The organism is Aminobacterium sp. UBA4834, assembly GCF_002400205.1.
Classification (GTDB): Bacteria; Synergistota; Synergistia; order Synergistales; family Aminobacteriaceae; genus Aminobacterium; species Aminobacterium mobile.
The window spans coordinates 1-19,306 of sequence record NZ_DHFC01000019.1; the positions used below are offsets into that span (position 1 = coordinate 1).

Sequence of the window (19,306 nt, forward strand, 5' to 3'; positions counted from 1 at the left end):
GCCTTACATTCTGGAATGATAGAGAACTGACAAAAAGCGTGTAAAGAAACGAAAAGAACAGAAAGAGTATTTCCCTTCACTGAAACGATCATTATATAAGTACTACTTCCCTTAAGTCTTTCTATTCCATATTTTCTATAAAGAAAATAATCTCTTAATATGTTATTCTTTATTATATTATTTATAGCTTTTCTATATCTTTCTTTACATGTGGTGATATTGTGTTTTTAGATGAGAGAACATGGAAAAACTTTTCTGCTTTTCTTTTGAAAGACGAAGTGACAGGACCTCTTATTAAGAATAATTATGAAAAATATCGTCGTACATCTTTTCCTATTGCCGAGTTTTTACATCTTTCGCCAGGATTAGAAGATCGTCTTCTTGCTCTCATGCGAATGTTTACGCAGCTTCCTATTGTATTTTTGCCTCTTTCCCCTCCTAATAAAGAGGCGTTGGCTTTTTTTACTATGGAACAGATAGAACGGTTAGACATTCTTCCTCTCTCATGTATTCCTGAAAAAAATGAACTTCAAATAGCTCTTTTTGACCCTTTTAACGCAGATAAACTCCGTTATATACATAATGCGACCCATATGAACCTTAAACTTTTTCTAGCTCCTCTCTCCCAGATCCGCAAAATCGTTTATGGCCTCCAAGGTAATAAAGAAGGGGAAGTAAGCTTATCATCTCCTAACTCAGTTGTATGTTTTGTAGATTCTATTATCGAAAAAGCTTTAACATGTAGAGCCTCTGATATACATGTAGAACCTTTCGCAGATTTTAGCCGTATCCGTTATAGAGTTGATGGATGTTGCTACCCTATGTATGTCTTTTCTCCTGATTTTCATCCATCTGTGATTTCTCGAATAAAGTTGCTTGCATCTATGGATATAGCAGAAAAGAGACTTCCTCAAGATGGCCGTTTTTGTCTCCATCCATCTCTGTCTATGCCTATAGATGTCAGAGTTTCTTCTTTACCGACGCTCTACGGAGAAAAATTAGTTCTTCGTCTCCTGGACCCATCGGCATCTCCTGAGAATATTGAAAAATTAGGACTTGGCAGTAGTGAGCTCGATCAACTAAGAAATATTCTCAATAAAGGAGAAGGAATGTTCCTTGTTACAGGACCTACTGGGAGTGGAAAATCAACAACTTTGCACGCTTTAATTGACGAAATGAATGCCGATGTTCTGAATATAACAACTGTGGAAGATCCTGTAGAACGTACACATGAAGGTGTAACACAAGTACAGGTAGACGAAAAAACAGGTCGTTCTTTTCATTCTGTTTTGCGCTCAATTCTGCGACAAGATCCTGACGTTATTATGGTCGGCGAGATTCGGGATCCTGAAACAGCGCAGCTCGCCATGAGAGCAGCACTTACGGGGCATTTCGTTTTATCTTCTCTTCACACGGAGGATGCAGCAAGTGCTCCTTTGCGCCTGATGGAAATGGGAGTTCCTCCATTTCTAGTTGTATCGGCTCTAAAAGCAGTTCTTTCTCAGCGACTGATACGTCTTCTTTGCCCTTATTGCAAAGAAGTTCTTTCTGATATAAGCGTGGGTAAAAAATACACAGCGAGAGGATGTCATTATTGTCAAGGGACTGGGTATAAAGGAAGGACTGGAGTTTTTGAACTCATGTTCATAACTCAAAATATACGTCGTCTTCTTTTGCAAGAAGAGCCAACGCAGTTACTTCGTGTTCAGGCTAAAAAAGAAGGAATGAAAACTTTAAGCGAGAATGCAATGGAAAAAGTGTATTTAGGAGAAACGTCTGTGGAAGAAATTTCTCTGCTTTAAAGGGAGGTTAAGAGAAAAGTGATTTTCCGGTACCGTGCTCGTTCGACTTCAAATGGCGAACGAATTTCGAGTGGCTCTATAAAAGCTTCATCAAAGAAAGACGCAGCACAAAAACTTCAAGCACAAGGCCTTATGCCTGTCTACTTGAGGCGACATGTATCAGCGGAACTTTTTTCTTTCCCTTCAAGAGGTAAACGCCGTCTTTCTTCTCGTTTCTTAGCGAGCTTTTTTTCTCAACTTTCCTCTATCCTGCAAGCAGGGGGAACTATATCATTAGCTCTTGTTGTAATAGAGCAAGAGTGCCCCAAAGCTTCTTTTATTCCGTTTATTAAAGATTTGAGAGTAAATTTAGAGAAGGGGTTGGCGTTCAGTGATAGCTTATATGAAAGTGCTTTTTTGCCTCCTGGAGTTGTTCCTATTGTAAAGGCCGGAGAAGAAAGTGGAAAACTTCCTAAAATGCTATCGCAATTGTCGCTTTTCTTTGAACAAAAAATTGATTTTCATCGGAAGCTTTTTACAGCATGGCTTTATCCCGCTTTTATAGGAATTTTAGCTTGTTTTGTCTTTGGAATTCTTTTTAATAAAGTCTTACCTGAAATAGAGGACTTTTTAAAAAGACTGAATATCCCTCTTCCTAAAATAACGAGGCTTATTATTTTTTTATCAGAGAGGCGGAAATTTATAGGGCTATTAACGTTGATGTTTTTGGTATTTTCTGTGGTTATCTGGCACTATTTCAGAAAAGGGTTTCCCTTTGATCGTTTTAATTATCAGAGATGTTCTATCAGTTTTTTTAGAAAAAAATTTTTATTGGTTCGAAGCCTGTATATATTGGCAGCTCTTTTAGAGGCGGGAATGCCCTTGTTAAAAGCTATTCACTTGACAGGAAATGCTACCGGTCATGAGGGAGTCCAAAGAATCTGGGAGGAAGTGGCTCAGAAACTTGGTCAGGGAGTACCCCTGGGGAGAGCTTTTCGAGAGCACTCTTTTTTCCCTTCCGCTTTTGCTCCTCTGGTTTCTTTAGGGGAACAGACAGGCACTCTGCAATGGGTGATTCAAAAAGAAGCAGAACAAAATAAGAAGAGCCTCGCTACAGATTTCAAGAGGGTTGAAGTCCTTATGGAGCCTGTCCTTACACTTGTAATCGGCATTTTTGTTCTCTTTATGGTTGTAGCTCTGTTTATGCCTCTTATGAGAGCTGTGCATAGCCTTGTGTTGTAACAAATTTATAGGGAAAGGAGCGAAAATAACAAAGTGAAAGGATTTAAAGGAAAAACAGAGGGGTTTTCGTTAATAGAACTGCTTGTGGTTCTCATGATCATGGGGCTCTTATCAGGGGGGGTAATGATTGCAGCTTCTCGGGCTATGGCTTCTGCGGAGGCGGTTCGAATTATATCTGATTTGAGGTCTATTAAAGTTGCTTATCTCATGTTTTCTATGGAAGAAGATGCAGAAATTAATGATCCATCTACTTTTGATATAACGTGCCTCGAAACGTATCTTGATAGAAAAATTCAGGCCGAATCTTTTTCTTTGTATGGAAATGAGGAAAAACTTTTTATAGGTTGCGGTCCCATAAAAAAGAAAGTTTCTCGGTATATAGAACAACGGGCGGAAGAAAATGGACTATATGGCTCATCCAGCTCTTCGGAAGAGCCCCAAACACCCTATGTAAGTGGTGAAGAACCTTGGGTATGGATAAGGGTTATGTAACTGAAGACGAGAAAAAGTCTGAAGGTTTTATCTTTGTCGAAGCCTTAATAGGTCTTTTAATAGGTTCTCTTCTTTTAACAAGTGTGTTTTATACCCTTACCAATACTATGGCTTTCATTTCTCGAAACCATAAATCTTTCGTTGGTTGCTGGGCTGCTCATTACGTAGCGGAATATGGCTGGGATGAGGACAACTTTTCCTCTCCAGATTTAGGCTTTTGGATTGAGAAGAAGCTTGTAAATTCTTGCAATATCATAGTTTCAGTTTTTTCTTGCTCATTTGTAGAAGGGGACCTGAAAAATCATGAAAAAATTTATGAACTTTCAATCTGGAGATAGAAGGAAATATTATGGTTTATGTCTTCCGGAAGTTCTTATGGCCCTCTTCGTAGGAGCGATGGTAAGCACAGCTTTATTATGGGGCTGGCGAGGAATGTCTGATTGTGTGTCTCTTATGGTTTTGGAAAGAAAAACGCAAGTAAAAACAGCTCATGCTATAGCTCTTTTAATGCCTAAAGTTCTCAATGGAGCCTTGGGGATTCCTGGAGTGCCAGAAGAGTACCAAAAGACCTTTAGTGATATACCAGCTCTTGGAGCATGGAGAAAGCCAGTAACTATTGTTCCGAACAATAGAGCTCAGAACCTTGGCATTGACTGGGGAGATGAGCTTCGAATAGTTTATGCCGTCCCTACTGCCAATAAAGTACAGTCAGTTTTTCCAGAAAAACAAGAGGTGGTTCTCTCTGTTCCTCCTTCACCTAATAAGCTTAGAGGAACGACAGGAAAAGCAGGAAAAACTTTTAATTGGGTGATTTTCTTAGGAGCTTCTCGCCCTTTGCGATTGAAGGGGATACGGGGAAGAATATTACAATTATCCGAATTGAGTGAAGATGTTGCAAGTATCCCAGTTGGTGCTTCCTTACATTTGCTTAGAGCTGCCAAAATATATGTAAAGATGGGACCAAGTGGAGGTCCAGAGCTATATTGTCACGATGTTACATATCAAAACTCGCAACCAGTGGTAAGCGGCATAGAAAAAGCATCTTTTGCTTATAACGAGGAGAAAGGAGTTCTAGAAGTTTGCTTTTTAGTAAAGCACAAAAAAAAGAGCCAAGAAGTAAACACTGCCTTTCGACTACGCAATATGCCTCTAAAAGCGGAGGATTCGTAGTAATAGTGATATTAATCTCTTTGGCTTATTTTTCCATGTTAATCCCTTGGTTCTATTCTTTCCTGGAAGACAATCTATGGATGACTGATGTTGTGGATATCTGGGTAAAACTTTATCACAGCTCTCTTTTTGGAGTATATCAAGGAATTCACTGGATCAAAACATATCATCAACAAGGGAAAGAATGGATTTTTTATGCTAGGAAAGAAGGGGTACCTCCTTATAATTTGTTACCCCCTGAATATGAAATTTTGAATCTTAATGGAGTAGAGGTACAAGTTGTAGCTTTGGATTGTGGTGTTTATTACGAAGATCGGGAAAAATGGATGCCTCCATATTTCAGATCATCTCAGGATGATCGATATATATGGTTTTGTTCTAAAGGGAGGAAGGGATCAACAGCTATAAAGGTGGAGTGTCTAGTGCATTACCCTACCTGTAGAAGTATCTATTGGTCTTTTGGAAACCTTTAAAGAGAGGTGATTTTTTTGTGGAACTTCCCTTGGGGGAAAAAATGGAAGAAAATTCCCCTCACTGGGGTTTCTATAGAGAAACGGGTGGTTCGATATATTCATCTAGACTGGGAAAAAGGGCAGTTGCATGTTAAGCAAGCATTAAAGTTGCCATCCCCAAAGGAAAAGAATATTTTTGATCGGACACAGGATTGGCTCTCTCTTTTCTTGTCCTTGAAAAAGGAATCGTTTCTACCGCTGAATCCGTTAATGAACATAAGTTTTATGCTAAAGGAAACGGCTTTGCATACTTTGTGTTTCCCTTTAATGTCTCATAAAGAATTGCGAGAGGCTTTTAAATGGGAGTTTCAACGAATTTTTGGGATGGGCTTAGATGATACGTGTAGAGACAGTGTTGCTCTAGAGCTGTCCGATGGGCGGAAGGGGCAACATTGTTTTCTTACTGCGGCTATAAAGAAATGTCATGTTTTGAAACTTATGAAACTTTTAAAAAAATCTCGAATAGGTGCAGCCTGCCTTGAACCTCCTCAAATAAGTCTTTTGCGAGCCTTTAAAGGGGTCGATTCTTTAGAGAGAGAGCCAATGATGCTTGCTTTTCGAGATGAAGAAGAAGAAATAACGTCTCTTATCATTTCTGAAAATGAAGATATACGAAGTGCTATTCTCCCTTTAAAAGAAACAGTGGAACAGATCCACATGGAAGTAGCTCTGTGCGAAAAAGATATTCAAAATCTTTCGGGACAATACTGGCTTAGGGGGTGCAAAGACATGAAGAATGAAATTACGCAAATTCTTCCTTCGTTTATACCAGCACTATCTCCATGGAAGAAATGGAAAATAGAAAAAAATGGGTTTGATTTAGATGGTTTTGAAGTCGCAGTGGGCGTAGCGTTAAGGGATTTCTCATGAGTTTATCTATGGATTTGCTTCCATCTTATATAAAAGGCAGAAAAAGAGACCTCCTTAACAAATGGGAAGAAGGGATTATGTGGGGCGTGGTTGCATTTTTTACTTTTTCCTTGGGATTTGCCTTGCATAACGGAAAGAAATGTGGAATGAAAATGGAGGAAAATATAGGATACATGCAGAATAAAATAGCCCAGATGGCGATTTTGCAAAAAGAGTTAGATCATCAATATACGACATTATGTTCTGAATGTAAAAACTGGATCTCGTTTTTTCAACAATCAAGATTTTTCTTCGGGCGTTTTTTAGAGATTCTCACAAGCAATCTTCCCGATTCGGTTTCTCTTAAAGAAATTTCTTTTGACCAAAAGTCTGTTCTTTTGGTAGGAGAGGGTAGAGGTGATGAGATATTGTTGTGGAGAGATTCTCTTTCTGAGTTTTTTCCTTCAGAAGAGATATGCTGCCCTCTCCTCTCGTGGAAAGGTGATTTTGCTCTGTTTAAAATGAAAATAACCCAGAGCAAGAGATGCGAGCGATCTCATTGAAGAAAAGTTCACTGTATCTGCGTTTTTTCAAGGGGACATGGGGAGTATTTATTCTCGTCTGTTTCTTTATTTTATGTTGCATGGTTGTGAGACAAAAAACAGCGAGGACGCGATTGCTACAAGTAAGCCTTCAAAAGCAACGAGTAGAGGAAAAGGTTGCGTGTTTAATGCAGCAAGTCTCTCTTTACGAAAAAATCTTAAAGCAAGTTGAAGAAAAATATAAAAGAGATACAGCTTCTTCCCCGAGCCCGAGAAAGAGACTTTATGATCTGGCAAAAAAATGTGGGTTGACTATTGCAAGGTTTTACGAAGATCAGAAGGAACCGAATCTTGTACGTATGGAATGTAGAGGGCTCTACTCTCAGTGTGTCGATTTTATTAAAGAAAGCGAAAAACTTTATGGCTTAGCACATTTACAGCAAGGGGAACTATATCCCTGTCGAGAAGAAGTTTTTTTACACATTTCATTTGATATAAGAAAGATAGGTGAAAAACAAAGTGACAGTAAAATATAGTCTATGGAAATTTTTATCTCTACTCAGTCTTCTTAGTGGTTCTTTTGTTTTTTTATATTTAGGTTATATCTGGTTCCCCCAAAATGTCGCAGTTTATGGTGATGTGATGGAATCAAAAAAGGCTCAGATTCCTCAATGTAACGAAAATTCACATGAAGACGAGCAGTATATAAAAACTCTCGCTACTTTTCTTCGTTGCGAAGTAGAAAGTAAAGGGAATAGAGAGCAACTTTTTGCACTCCCACGAAAACTATCCCCATTTATAAGCTCTCGAAGAGAATCTTTAGAAAAACGGAAGGAAGAGGAAGCTTCTCATCCTCTTATGCGCATCTCTGGCGTTCTACTGGGGGAGGGGGGAAATTTATCCCTCGTGGATATGTTGTCTAGCGGAGAAGAGGGCACCATTGTAAGAGAAAAAGAAGTGCTAGGAGACCAAAAGGTAGTGTTCCGTCATATCTCCATAGATAATGTGGAATTAGAGGTAGGGGGGCAGCATTCATTTGTGGCGATAGGGGAAAAATGGGAAAATTCTTCTTTTCAAGGTGCTGAGGGTCATTGATATTATTAAAAAAAGAATATGTTTCTTTCATGAAAAAATCTATCTTTTTTATTTTTGTTTGTATCTGTACAAGTAGTGTGGCTTGGTGTGAAGATTTCCCTACTATGCTTGGGGTTAAAGTTAAACAGATAGGGGATCAGAAGGTTTGTATGGAAGTATCGGGTATTTCCTTACCATTTCCAGAGATACGTAACAGTGGAGAAGGAGAAAGTCTATTGAAATGGCCAGGAGTCTTTCTCCCTGCAAAAAAGTGGGAGAAAGACTATCCTTTCCCTCTATTGTTTTCAGTTCGGGCCTGGGAAGAAAATGGCCATACTTTTATGAATTTATTACACGAAGATGGCATGCACATTTCCCTCAAGGATGGGGGGAATGGTAAAAAGCATATTTCTCTTGTAAAAATATTACAAAAGGAGAGGGGGCCTCTTATACAGAAAAGAAAAGAAATTACAAATTTTTCTGAGTACTCGAAACCTATCTCACTCTCTTTAAGAGAAGTGAGACTTACGGATGTTTTTCGTCTTTTTGCGGAGTTTTGGGGTGTGAATTTGCTCCTCGATGATTCTGTTCCTCAGAAGAATATAACCCTTACTCTTAAAAATCTTCCTGCCGATGTAGCTTTCGGATATATATTAAAGACTCAAGGTCTTCGCTTTGCTACTCTCGGTGATACAACTCTATGGATTGGGTCCTCTGAGGATCTTGGTAAAAAACTGGGGATGGCCAGAACAAAAGCGTATCATTTAGCCTATAGCGATGTAGTTCAGGTCAGGAACATAATTATGCGTCTTACAGGTTTACGTAAAGTAGTTGAAGATAAAAGAAGGAACTTTCTTTACATTACGGCGGTAGAAGATGATCTTTTAAAGGTTGAAGAGTTGCTTTCAGTTATTGATCATCCTGGGAAACAGGTCATGATTGAAGCTCGAATAGTAGAGGTGTCTGACCGAGCGGGGGAAGAAGTCGCTTCATGTATTGACTCAATTTATCGTCATTGGCTTTTAGAGTATCAAGGCGGAGGCAGCCCCGGAAAGGTAAGGTATCAGTACAGCTCTGGAGAAAAGGATTCTCCTGTAGTAGAAACTTTAACAGGTACTATGAGGAAACTTGATGCTCTTCTATCTATGTTAGAAAAAGAAGAGAAAGGACATGTTCTGGCCGAGCCATCGGTTATTGCTGTAGAGGGAACTAAGGCGAAAATTCGTCTTGTTCAGAAGTATCCCTATGTTTCTGTCCGCGACGAAGCTGGCAATCCTTCTTATGTTTCCGAAGAAGTGGGGCCTCAGTTGGAAATGACCCCTTTCATAGGAAGAGATCAGATAGTTACAATAGATTTAGCTATTCGAACGGGGGAAGTCTTGTCATGGCGAGAGGGAGCAAGGGGAGAAACCTACCCAGAAACGAGTACCCGAGAGGTTGAAACTACTGTTCGGATTCGTGACGGAGAGCCTTTTGTCATAGGGGGTCTTTTTAAGGAACAGAAACGGGAAAATCATTATAAAGTTCCAGTTTTGGGAGACGTGCCTTTTCTAGGGACAATGTTTGCTTCTCATAACACGGAGAAGGAAAAAAATGAGGTAATTGTGATTGTCATTCCACATATTCTTCATGTTTCTAATTCCGCCCCTTGACTAAACTGGGAGTCCTCCTTATAATGTCTGAGTGCTGGCCGGGCTGGCGGAATAGGTAGACGCACGGGACTTAAAATCCTGGGGACCGAAAAGTCCGTGCGGGTTCGAGTCCCGCGTCCGGCACCATAAAAGAATTCGTCGAGTTTTTATTTTAGGTAAAACTACATCGCGGGGTGGAGCAGTCAGGAAGCTCGTCGGGCTCATAACCCGAAGGTCGCAGGTTCAAATCCTGCCCCCGCAACCATTTTTTTAGGCGGTGTAGCTCAGATGGCTAGAGCATGCGGTTCATACCCGCAGTGTCACTGGTTCGATTCCAGTCACCGCCACCAATATTTAAAGATAACAGGCGGGAGCCATGTCTCCCGCCGTTTTTGTTTCACCTCGTATTAGTGGAGGTGGAGTGATGAATGGTGTGAAAAGCGTAGACAAAGATCTTCCCTTCGAAATGTCCTTATCATATTTACGTCGCCGCTTTTGGGCTATAGCCCAAAAGCAAGGCTGGGCAGATAAAAAAGGCCCGGCAGTGGTCGCTGTCTCAGGCGGTAGCGACTCCGTGGCCCTCCTGTGGTTTTTTGTTCAATTTTGGCCTTATGAAGTTATCGTAGCCCATTTGGAACATGGAATTCGAGATCAGAGCTCTCTAGATGATGCGGTTTTTGTCCGCCATCTAGGAGAGGGGTGGGGTTGTCGAGTATGTATAGAACATTCTTCTGTGCCAGATCTTCTTCGCAAGGGAGAATCTGTAGAGGAGGGAGCTCGAAGGATCCGCTACGATTTTTTAAGACGTGTGGCTCAAAAACATAATGCCGTAATAATAGCACTAGGCCACACGGCTAATGATGTAGCAGAGACGGTTCTTTTTAATATATGCCGAGGGACAGGCCCGTCTGGACTTGTGGGAATTCCAGAAGTGCGTGGTCTTTTTGTTCGGCCCCTCATAAATTGGTGGCGTGACGAATTAAGAGAGCTTATATCTTCTCGAGGAATTTCCTGGAGAGAAGATATAACGAACGTTGACGTTACTTATACAAGGAATCGAATTCGCCTCGAAATCCTACCTCTTTTGGAACGAACAGTAAATTCAGCTACTCGAAAGCATCTAGTAGCGTTGGCAAAAGATATGCAGGAGTATAGAACGGAAGAGGAGGAAACCGGACAGGCTCTTTTGTTAGAAGGAAGACGGGATTTCCCACTAGCCCAATATGCGGCGGATGTTTCTTTTGCTCGTTCTTTATCGAAACGAGATCTGGCCTGGTTTATCCGTGCAGTAGGTCGAGATCTTCGCCTTAAAGCTCTTCCAAGGCATCGTCTCACAAATCTCATTGATACTATCAAAAAATCTGGACGATGGCTTTTCCAGTGGGAAAAAGAAAGTTTTGTATATTGTGGATCTGATTTTATAGTATGGATAAATCCTAAAGTCCTGTATAATACTCTCGCTGAAGATCAAGAAATTCTCCTAGAAGGAGAGGGTTGTAGTTTCAGATGGGGAAGATGGAGTGTGGAATGGGAGAAGGTTCGTTCTTTACCCCCGATCAAAAAATATCCTCTTTCTTCTAGATGTGTTATATATTCTTTACAAGAGGGCAAAAAATTTCGTATTACTACTGTCTCCGCTATCAGTGCCACTCTCTCTAAAGAAGAACGGAAAGCTATTCCGTGGTGGCTCTTTGATTTCTGGCCTGTTTTAGAAGGTCCTGGCGGATGGCGTTGGATACCACAATGGGGGGCTTCACATAATGTCGTGAAAGAAGAAGGCCCCTGGATCATTTTTAAGCTGACGCTTCTGGCTTCAGCCCTGGAAGGGGAACGGTAGAATGAACTATGTAGTGTCGGAAGTGCTCCTGTCGAAGGATACCATATCGAAAAAGGTACAGGAGCTTGGGGAACAGATCGCTCAAGATTATGCTGGAGAAGATTTGGTAACAGTGGGGATATTGAAAGGAGCCGTTGTTTTCCTTTCTGATCTCGTTCGTCATATTGGAAATAATGTGAATGTTATTATGGATTTTATGGCAGTATCTTCCTACGGGGACTCCACGAAAACCTGTGGTGTTGTTAAAATAAACAAGGATATTGATACGAGCATTAAAGGGAAACATGTTCTTATCGTAGAAGACATTGTAGATACGGGCCTAACTCTTTCTTACCTCATTCGATTGATGAAGGAGCGTCATCCTAAAAGTGTTCGTGTGTGTGTTCTTCTTGATAAGATGGAGCGGCGTAAAGTTCCAGTGTCAGTAGATTATAAGGGATTTGATATTCCAGATGAATTCGTGGTAGGGTATGGGTTAGATTATGCTGGCAAATGGAGAAATCTTCCTTCAATCCACGTTGTGGATGTACAAGAATAGCCCTATAGAGGGCAATTTACTGAGAGGCGGCGATATTTAGTGGGCCGATTGATCAAGAATCTCGGGTTGTATTTGATTCTCGTTGTGCTTGTGGTCAGCTTGGTGAATGTTTTCCTTTCACCAGTTCACAACCCCCAGCAAGCAGAAGCAATTACGTACTCCGAGTTCCTGACCGCTGTGAATACGGGCCAGGTTAAAAGTGTTTCTATTAAAGACAATACTATAAGTGGACGTTTTATAGACGGCAGAAATTTCCAGGCGGAAGTAGTTGGAACTGGTGATCTTGCAAAGGAGATTGCAGCGAAGGGGGTTAATGTAGAAGTTACTCCTCCCCAGAAAACTCCGTGGTGGGCGACAATGATTTCGTCGTTCTTCCCTACCTTGTTACTTATAGGAGTATGGATATTTTTCTTATATAACATGCAGGGTGGCGGAGGTAAGGTCATGAACTTCGCTAAAAGCAAGGCAAAGCTCTTCCTTGATAATCGCCCGAAGGTAACGTTTAAGGATGTGGCGGGATGTGACGAATCGAAAGAGGAGCTCAGTGAGGTCGTTCAATTCCTCCGTGATCCAGGGAAGTTTAAGGCGTTAGGGGCGAGGGTTCCTAAAGGGGTGTTGCTTCTGGGACCTCCGGGAACAGGGAAAACCCTTCTCGCTCGAGCTGTAGCTGGAGAGGCTGACGTACCCTTCTTTAGTGTCAGTGGCTCCGATTTTGTAGAAATGTTTGTTGGGGTTGGGGCTGCGCGTGTGCGAGATCTTTTTGAGCAAGCAAGAAAGTATCAGCCTTGCATTATATTTATCGATGAGATGGATGCCGTCGGTCGTCAGCGTGGAGCAGGACTTGGTGGCGGCCATGACGAGCGCGAGCAGACCTTGAACCAGTTGTTAGTGGAACTAGATGGTTTTGACGAGTCTACAGGGATTATCCTTATCGCGGCGACCAATAGGCCGGATATTCTTGATCCAGCTCTTCTCCGCCCAGGGCGGTTTGATAGGCATGTAGTTGTAGATCGCCCAGATGTAAAAGGGAGAGAGGAAATTCTAGAGGTCCACGTTCGCAATAAGAAATTAGATAAAGATGTAGACCTTGGTGTTGTAGCTCGCCGAACCCCCGGTTTTGTAGGGGCGGACCTTGCTAATTTAGTGAATGAAGCTGCTCTGCTTGCCGCAAGGGCTGGGAAGAATCTCATAACCATGGCTGAGTTTGAAGAAGGCATTGACCGAGTCATAGCTGGACCAGAACGCAAAAGTCGACTAATTAGCGATAAAGAACGACGCATCATAGCGTATCATGAGACGGGGCATGCTTTGGTAGCGAAGTATCTTCCTGATTGTGATCCGGTGCATAAGATATCTATTATCCCTAGAGGGCATATGGCTCTTGGATACACTCTTCAGCTTCCTGTGGAAGATCGCTTCCTTATGTCAAAGGTGGAGCTGATAAACCAGATTACAGTGCTTCTTGGCGGACGAATAGCTGAGGAACTCAACTTTGGGGATGTGACAACCGGAGCCGGTAACGATCTAGAACGAGCAACATTCATTGCTCGTAAAATGGTTACTGAATACGGTATGAGCGAGAAATTAGGTCTCGTTAAGCTTGGCCATAAACATCAGGAAGTCTTTTTGGGACGGGATATCACGGAAGATCGAAATTATAGTGATCATGTAGCCTATATGATCGATCAGGAAATAAAATTCCTTATCGATAGTTGCTATCAGAAGGCTAAAAATATATTAAGTGAAAACCAGGATCAAGTGGACCTTGTAGCAGAAGCCCTTCTTGAGAAAGAGGTTATTGAAGGGAAAGAGCTTGACCAGCTTCTTGGCATTTCTGGTGGAGAAAGTGCGGAGAGAGAAGAACCTACCCGAAATGTGGATCTAGAAGAGAAAAGTCAGGTTCGTACAGGGGCAGGAAGGCCTGGAGTTGTCGGGAATCCTGCATAAAAAGTAGAGAAGAAACAAGGGCGTGTCTGCAAAAGCGGGCACGCTCTTTTGTTGTAAAAAGGGATAAAATAAAAAGATATTAGTAAAGCATGTAAAACTAAAGGAGTTCTAGAGTGATGGCTCATTTATTTAATCTTGAAGCAGACTGGCCTCCATCAGGGGATCAGCCGGAGGCCATCGAAGCTCTTACCCAATCTTTGCGGCAAGGGCATCGTTTCCAAACCCTTTTAGGGGTAACTGGTAGTGGAAAAACCTTTACTGTAGCAAATGTCATAGCTTCTTTTGATAGACCAGTGTTAGTTTTAGCACATAATAAAACGCTGGCGGCGCAGCTTTATACAGAGTTCAAAGGTTTTTTCCCAGAGAATGAGGTTCATTATTTTGTAAGTTACTATGATTACTATCAGCCGGAGGCTTATATCCCTTCAAGTGATACTTACATAGAAAAAGATGCCTCTGTGAATGATCGGATAGAGAAATTGCGACTTGCTGCGACAAAAGCTCTTATTGAACGCCGCGATGTTATTGTAGTGGCAAGTGTATCGTGTATCTACGGTTTAGGGAAAAAAGAGATGTACGAAAAAGTTATATTCCCTTTTGCTGTGGGAGAAGAGTGGGAGCGCAGGAAGTTCATGGAATGTCTTCTAGATAGTTATTATGAGCGAAACGATATGCTTTTGGAGCCAGGGAAATTCCGTGTTCGAGGCGATATTATTGAAGTTTTTCCCTCATATAGCAACGACACTGCCCTCCGTATAGCTTTTTTTGACGAAGAGATAGAACGTATTGATGAGATAGATCCAGTAAGTGGCCGTTCAGTGAAGCAGCTTGAAAAAGCTTCGATTTTCCCAGCTCAGCACTATATAACCAGTCGCGATGCTATAGATCAAGCTATGGAAGATATTCAAAAGGAACTTGAGGAGCAAGTTTGTCTCCTTAAGGAACGGGGAAAATTGCTGGAGGCCCAAAGACTTGAAATGCGTACTCGTTACGATATGGAGATGCTCCAAGAAGTAGGATACTGTTCGGGGATAGAAAACTATTCTCGTTATCTGGATGGACGGGAAGCCGGAGAACCTCCAGGTACGCTTCTTGATTTCTTCCCCGATGATTTTATTATGGTAATAGATGAGTCTCATATTACCTTGCCGCAGGTTCGTGGTATGTATAATGGCGACAGAGCTCGTAAATTGACGCTGGTAGAAAATGGTTTTCGTTTACCCTCCTGCTTAGACAATAGACCATTGAATTGGCAAGAGTTTAAAAAACATATGGGGCAGGTTATTTTTATCTCGGCTACTCCTGGTGATTGGGAGAAGAAGGTCTCTTTAAGCATAGTGGAACAGATTATACGCCCTACAGGGGTGGTAGATCCGGAAGTTATTGTGAGCCCAGCTACGGGGCAAGTTGATGACCTTGTCGGCCGTCTTAGGGATGTTATAGCTCGTAATGAGCGGGCACTTGTAACAACCCTTACTAAAAAATCGGCAGAAGACCTGGCTGAATATCTATCAGAATTACAATTTAAAGTAAAATACATTCATTCCGAGCTTAACGCTTTTGAACGAGCTGAGCTTATTCGTGATCTTCGGAGCGGCGATATTTCAGTTCTCGTAGGAATTAATTTGCTACGAGAGGGAATGGACCTTCCAGAAGTTTCTCTCGTGGCTATTCTTGATGCAGATAGAGAAGGTTTTTTACGATCCCACCGGTCTTTGATTCAGATTATGGGGAGAGCGGCTAGAAATATTCAGGGACAAGTTATTCTCTATGCTGATGAAGAGACAGAAAGTATTCGTACCTCTGTGGAAGAAACGCGTCGTCGCCGGGAAATCCAAATGGATTTCAATGTAGAACATGGCATTACACCTCAATCTGTGTATAAATCTATCCAAAACTTACTCCCCGAAGAACTTGTTTTTGAAGAAAAGCAAGAAATAGGCGGTGGAGAGAAGAGAACTTTGCCGGTTCAGACGTACTCTCAGCCTGATCTGGAACAGCTTATGTGGGAAGCGGTAGAGCATTTAGATTTTGAAAAAGCGGCACAAATTCGCGATATTTTAACTGCATCGAAAGGGAAGGAGTGGCAACGTGTTGCATCTCATCAGCATAAGAGGAGCAAGAGAACACAATCTCAAAAATATAAGCGTTACTCTTCCGAAAAATAAATTAGTTGTCATTACAGGCCCCTCGGGTTCTGGAAAGTCTTCCTTGGCTTTCGATACCCTCTATGCAGAGGGGCAGAGACGCTATGTGGAATCTCTTTCTGCATATGCCAGACAATTTCTTGGAATGCAAAAAAAGCCTGATGTTGACGATATTTCAGGTTTATCTCCTGCTATTTCTATTGAACAAAAGGGGACATCTCATAATCCCAGATCTACAGTTGGAACTGTAACCGAGGTTTATGATTATCTTCGACTTCTCTTTGGAAGGCTGGGAGTACCGTATTGCCCTTCGTGCGGGAAGCCTGTTATTCGCCATTCTCTAGATGAAATAGTGGATATTATTTATAAGGATTATCCGGAGCAGCGTCTGGAAGTTCTTGCTCCGCAAGTTCGAGCTAAAAAGGGAGAGTTCAAAAACCTCTTTCTTCAAAACAGAGAAAAGGGTTTTATGCGAGTTCGAGTTGATGGAACAGTGTATTGGCTTGAAGAAGAGATTCCTCTCGATAAAAACAAAAGGCACACCATAGAAGTGGTGATAGATCGGCTTAAAGTTTTAGAAGACAGAAAGGCTCGAATTAGTGAGGCAGTAGAGACGGCTCTTTCTTTAAGTAACGGCTATGTTTTGCTTGTCACTGACGGAGGCGTAGAGCGGCTCTTAACAGAAAATTATGCTTGTCCTGATTGTGGGGTTGCGCTTCCCGAGATAGAGCCGAGGCTTTTTTCTTTTAACAATCCTTATGGAGCTTGTCCTGATTGTTCAGGTCTCGGAAGTCACGAGCATTTTTCCGAAGAATTGGCAGTAGATCCTAGTCGTACCGTAAGTGATGGAGCCCTTCTACCGTGGAAGAAAAAACACTATATGTTGAGTAAACTTTATACTTTTGCTACTCAAAAAAACTGGGATTTATCTATCCCTTATAAGAACCTCTCTAAAAAAGTTCAAGACTTCATCCTTTGGGGTTCTGATGAGCGCCTCCCCATGTTTTTTACAGATAAGGGGCAAAGTCGCCAATATATGGGGCGTTACGAAGGACTTCTTCCATGGCTAGAAAGTCGATGGCGGGATACAGAGTCTGAGAACGTTATGGAAGAGCTTGGCGGATATCGTGTGGAGGATCTCTGTCAGACCTGCCAAGGATTACGGCTCCGTAAGGAAGCCCTTATGGTTCGACTTAAAGGCTACTCTATAGGAGACCTTATGGAAACGCCTATAGATCGGCTTATACCAGTTTTAAAGGCCATGGAGTTTTCGGAAAATGAGCATAAAATTGTAGGACAAGTTATGTTAGAACTTGAAAAACGTCTCTCTTTCTTAGTGGATGTGGGGGCAGGCTACCTCTCTCTTCTTCGTAGAGCTGATACCCTCAGTGGAGGGGAAAGTCAGCGTATTAGGCTTGCAACCCAGATCGGTTCAAAACTTAGTGGTGTTTTGTACGTACTCGATGAACCTACGATAGGACTTCATCCTAGAGACACAGACCGCCTTCTTCGCACCCTTCAGTCTATCCGGGACTTAGGAAACACTGTTGTAGTTGTAGAGCATGACCGGGAGACCATGCTTGCTGCTGATTCTATTATAGAAATGGGGCCAGGGGCTGGAGAGCGAGGGGGAGAAATTGTTAGTGCCGGTTCGGCGGAAGAGATTCGCAAAACGAAAGGTTTGACAGGTCCTTATTTGCGGGGAGAAGTTTCAGGATGTATACGAAGAGACTTTGTACGTCCCCCTGTAGGATGGCTCACTCTTAGGAAAGTGGCTCATCATAATTTGAAGGATATTGATGTATCGATTCCCGCAGGTGTTTTTACATGCATCAGTGGTGTTTCTGGCTCTGGTAAAAGTAGTCTCCTGTATGACGTATTATATAAAGGAATGAAAAGACTTTTAGATAGAGATTTTCGGGAGAGAGCTGGGAAACATGATGGCATAGAAGGGATAGAGCTGTTTAAAAATGTGGTAATGGTTGACCAAAGCCCTATTGGGCGAACCCCACGTTCAAACCCCGCTACATATACGGGAGTGTTTACCTTGATCCGAGAGCTTTTTTCTCAGCTGCCGGAGGCTAAATTAAGAGGATATGCTCAGGGTCGTTTTAGTTTCAATGTTAGGGGGGGACGATGTGAGGCTTGTGGTGGGGCTGGATCAGTGAAGGTCTCAATGCTTTTTATGCCTGATGTATACGTTGATTGTGATGTATGCGGCGGTACAAGATATAACAGAGAAACCCTTGAAGTTCGTTATAAAGGGCGTAATATTTCAGATGTTTTGAACATGACAGTAGACGAAGCTTCCGAATTCTTTAAAGATATTCCTCGTATATCCTCAAAACTTGCTTTAATACAAGACGCAGGGTTAGGGTATATACGATTGGGGCAGTCTGCTTTAACCTTGAGTGGCGGAGAAGCTCAAAGAGTTAAATTAGCTAAGGAGCTCAGTAAACGTTTTACAGGCCCCACTCTCTATCTTCTTGACGAACCCACTACAGGACTTTTCTATACGGATGTTAAAAAACTTCTAAGGATCATCCATCGGATAGTCGATCAGGGGAATACTGTGGTGATGATAGAACATAACCTCGATGTATTGCTATCGGCGGATTATATTATTGACCTAGGTCCTGAAGGTGGATTAGAAGGAGGAACAATTGTCACGCAGGGAACTCCCGATGAAGTCATGACTTCGAAACGAGGATATACTGCGGCGTATATGCATGAATATGCTAAGCAACTGGAGAAGGAGGAACGTTATGGCGAAAAAACAGGATCGTGATGCCATCGATCAGGAATTTATATGGGGTCGCCAGCCAGTATTGGATTTACTACGGCATTCCCCGGAAAAATGTTTAAAATTATGGATCTCAGAGAGAGCTCAATCGGCTTTTGTTAACGAATTTGTAACACTTGCTAAGTCAGCAAGTGTTATTTTTCAGAAGGTACCTCCATCGGTTCTTGATGAAATGTGCCCCAAAGAGCTTCATCAAGGTGTCATAGCCCGAATTACGGCAGTGGAACAGATAGACCTTGATATATTTCTTAAGAGTCCTTATGCTCAAGCTAAACATATATTGATCGTTGTATTAGACCATATCCTTGATCCTCACAATATTGGTGCTATTGTGAGAACAGCAGAGGCGGCAGGGGCTGCGGCAGTTATCTACCCCCGACGGCGCTCTGCACTACCTGGTGGTACAGTAGTAAAGGTGAGTGCAGGAGCTGCTCTGCGCGTTCCTATGATTGCTGTAACAAATATTGCACAGACGTTGTTACGGTTGCAAGAAGAGGGATTTTGGATTGTTGGCCTAGATCACAATGCAGAGCAATCTTTTTGGGAGGCTTCTTACCCGAAACGTACAATTCTCGTGATAGGGGCAGAAGGAGAGGGATTGTCTCGTCTGGTAAAGGAACGCTGCGATCTTCTCTTCCGTATCCCTATGACTGGAGAAACTGGGTCTCTCAATGCTAGTGTTGCTGCGGCTCTTGGCATGTTTGAATGGGCGAGGGCCTGGGGAGAACAAGAACAATAGAA

17 protein-coding genes and 3 tRNA genes are annotated in these 19,306 nt (G+C 42.1%); all 20 read left to right on the forward strand.

What is annotated here, in order from left to right; all coding sequences use genetic code 11:
• The first annotated feature begins 221 nt into the window (after positions 1-221).
• Positions 222-1,802: a GspE/PulE family protein gene (locus B3L97_RS09125; protein ID WP_286934934.1), complete on the forward strand. Its 1,581-nt coding sequence runs from the start codon at positions 222-224 to the stop codon at positions 1,800-1,802.
• An 18-nt stretch (positions 1,803-1,820) separates the two neighbouring features.
• Positions 1,821-3,023 carry a type II secretion system F family protein gene (locus tag B3L97_RS09130; RefSeq protein WP_286934935.1) on the forward strand — a complete coding sequence of 401 codons (1,203 nt, stop codon included), beginning with the start codon at positions 1,821-1,823 and terminating at the stop codon, positions 3,021-3,023.
• Positions 3,024-3,056: 33 nt separating this feature from the next.
• A complete protein-coding gene (locus tag B3L97_RS09135; RefSeq protein WP_286934936.1) occupies positions 3,057-3,515 on the forward strand; it encodes a type II secretion system protein in 459 nt (152 codons plus the stop codon).
• On the forward strand, positions 3,497-3,853 hold the full coding sequence (locus B3L97_RS09140) for a hypothetical protein (RefSeq protein ID WP_286934937.1): 357 nt from the start codon (positions 3,497-3,499) through the stop codon (positions 3,851-3,853). Before B3L97_RS09135 ends, B3L97_RS09140 begins: the two co-directional genes overlap by 19 nt.
• A complete protein-coding gene (locus B3L97_RS09145; protein ID WP_286934938.1) occupies positions 3,819-4,685 on the forward strand; it encodes a hypothetical protein in 867 nt (288 codons plus the stop codon). Before B3L97_RS09140 ends, B3L97_RS09145 begins: the two co-directional genes overlap by 35 nt.
• 5 nt (positions 4,686-4,690) lie before the next feature.
• On the forward strand, positions 4,691-5,158 hold the full coding sequence (locus B3L97_RS09150) for a hypothetical protein (RefSeq protein WP_286846720.1): 468 nt from the start codon (positions 4,691-4,693) through the stop codon (positions 5,156-5,158).
• A gap of 15 nt (positions 5,159-5,173) precedes the next feature.
• Positions 5,174-6,067, forward strand: a complete 894-nt coding sequence (locus B3L97_RS09155; RefSeq protein WP_286934939.1) for a hypothetical protein — start codon at positions 5,174-5,176, stop codon at positions 6,065-6,067.
• The gene (locus tag B3L97_RS09160; protein WP_286934940.1) at positions 6,064-6,609 is read left to right on the forward strand and encodes a hypothetical protein; all 546 of its coding nucleotides are present in this window, start codon (positions 6,064-6,066) and stop codon (positions 6,607-6,609) included. Before B3L97_RS09155 ends, B3L97_RS09160 begins: the two co-directional genes overlap by 4 nt.
• Positions 6,606-7,124, forward strand: coding sequence for a hypothetical protein (locus tag B3L97_RS09165; RefSeq protein ID WP_286846715.1), 519 nt, complete (start codon positions 6,606-6,608; stop codon positions 7,122-7,124). Before B3L97_RS09160 ends, B3L97_RS09165 begins: the two co-directional genes overlap by 4 nt.
• Entirely contained in the window at positions 7,108-7,683 is a 576-nt protein-coding gene (locus B3L97_RS09170; protein WP_286846713.1) for a hypothetical protein, read from the forward strand. Before B3L97_RS09165 ends, B3L97_RS09170 begins: the two co-directional genes overlap by 17 nt.
• A 29-nt stretch (positions 7,684-7,712) precedes the next feature.
• Positions 7,713-9,314, forward strand: coding sequence for a hypothetical protein (locus B3L97_RS09175; protein WP_286934941.1), 1,602 nt, complete (start codon positions 7,713-7,715; stop codon positions 9,312-9,314).
• 37 nt (positions 9,315-9,351) lie between these two features.
• Positions 9,352-9,440: transfer RNA gene (locus B3L97_RS09180), tRNA-Leu, on the forward strand.
• 41 nt (positions 9,441-9,481) lie between these two features.
• A tRNA-Met gene (locus tag B3L97_RS09185) sits at positions 9,482-9,558 on the forward strand.
• An 8-nt stretch (positions 9,559-9,566) separates the two neighbouring features.
• Positions 9,567-9,643 (forward strand) — tRNA-Met (locus B3L97_RS09190).
• A gap of 74 nt (positions 9,644-9,717) precedes the next feature.
• Positions 9,718-11,130: a tRNA lysidine(34) synthetase TilS gene (gene tilS / locus B3L97_RS09195; protein WP_286846707.1), complete on the forward strand. Its 1,413-nt coding sequence runs from the start codon at positions 9,718-9,720 to the stop codon at positions 11,128-11,130.
• A gap of 1 nt (position 11,131) precedes the next feature.
• Positions 11,132-11,668, forward strand: a complete 537-nt coding sequence (gene hpt / locus B3L97_RS09200) for a hypoxanthine phosphoribosyltransferase (protein ID WP_286846704.1) — start codon at positions 11,132-11,134, stop codon at positions 11,666-11,668.
• Positions 11,669-11,707: 39 nt separating this feature from the next.
• Positions 11,708-13,615 (forward strand): ATP-dependent zinc metalloprotease FtsH, encoded by a 1,908-nt coding sequence (gene ftsH / locus B3L97_RS09205; RefSeq protein ID WP_286846701.1) that lies wholly within the window; start codon positions 11,708-11,710, stop codon positions 13,613-13,615.
• Between the two features lie 116 nt (positions 13,616-13,731).
• Positions 13,732-15,783 carry an excinuclease ABC subunit UvrB gene (gene uvrB, locus B3L97_RS09210; RefSeq protein WP_286846699.1) on the forward strand — a complete coding sequence of 684 codons (2,052 nt, stop codon included), beginning with the start codon at positions 13,732-13,734 and terminating at the stop codon, positions 15,781-15,783.
• Positions 15,707-18,550, forward strand: a complete 2,844-nt coding sequence (gene uvrA, locus B3L97_RS09215; protein ID WP_286846697.1) for an excinuclease ABC subunit UvrA — start codon at positions 15,707-15,709, stop codon at positions 18,548-18,550. The genes uvrB and uvrA overlap by 77 nt, the downstream gene beginning before the upstream one ends.
• Positions 18,528-19,304: a 23S rRNA (guanosine(2251)-2'-O)-methyltransferase RlmB gene (rlmB, locus tag B3L97_RS09220; RefSeq protein ID WP_286846695.1), complete on the forward strand. Its 777-nt coding sequence runs from the start codon at positions 18,528-18,530 to the stop codon at positions 19,302-19,304. Before uvrA ends, rlmB begins: the two co-directional genes overlap by 23 nt.
• Positions 19,305-19,306 lie beyond the last annotated feature (2 nt).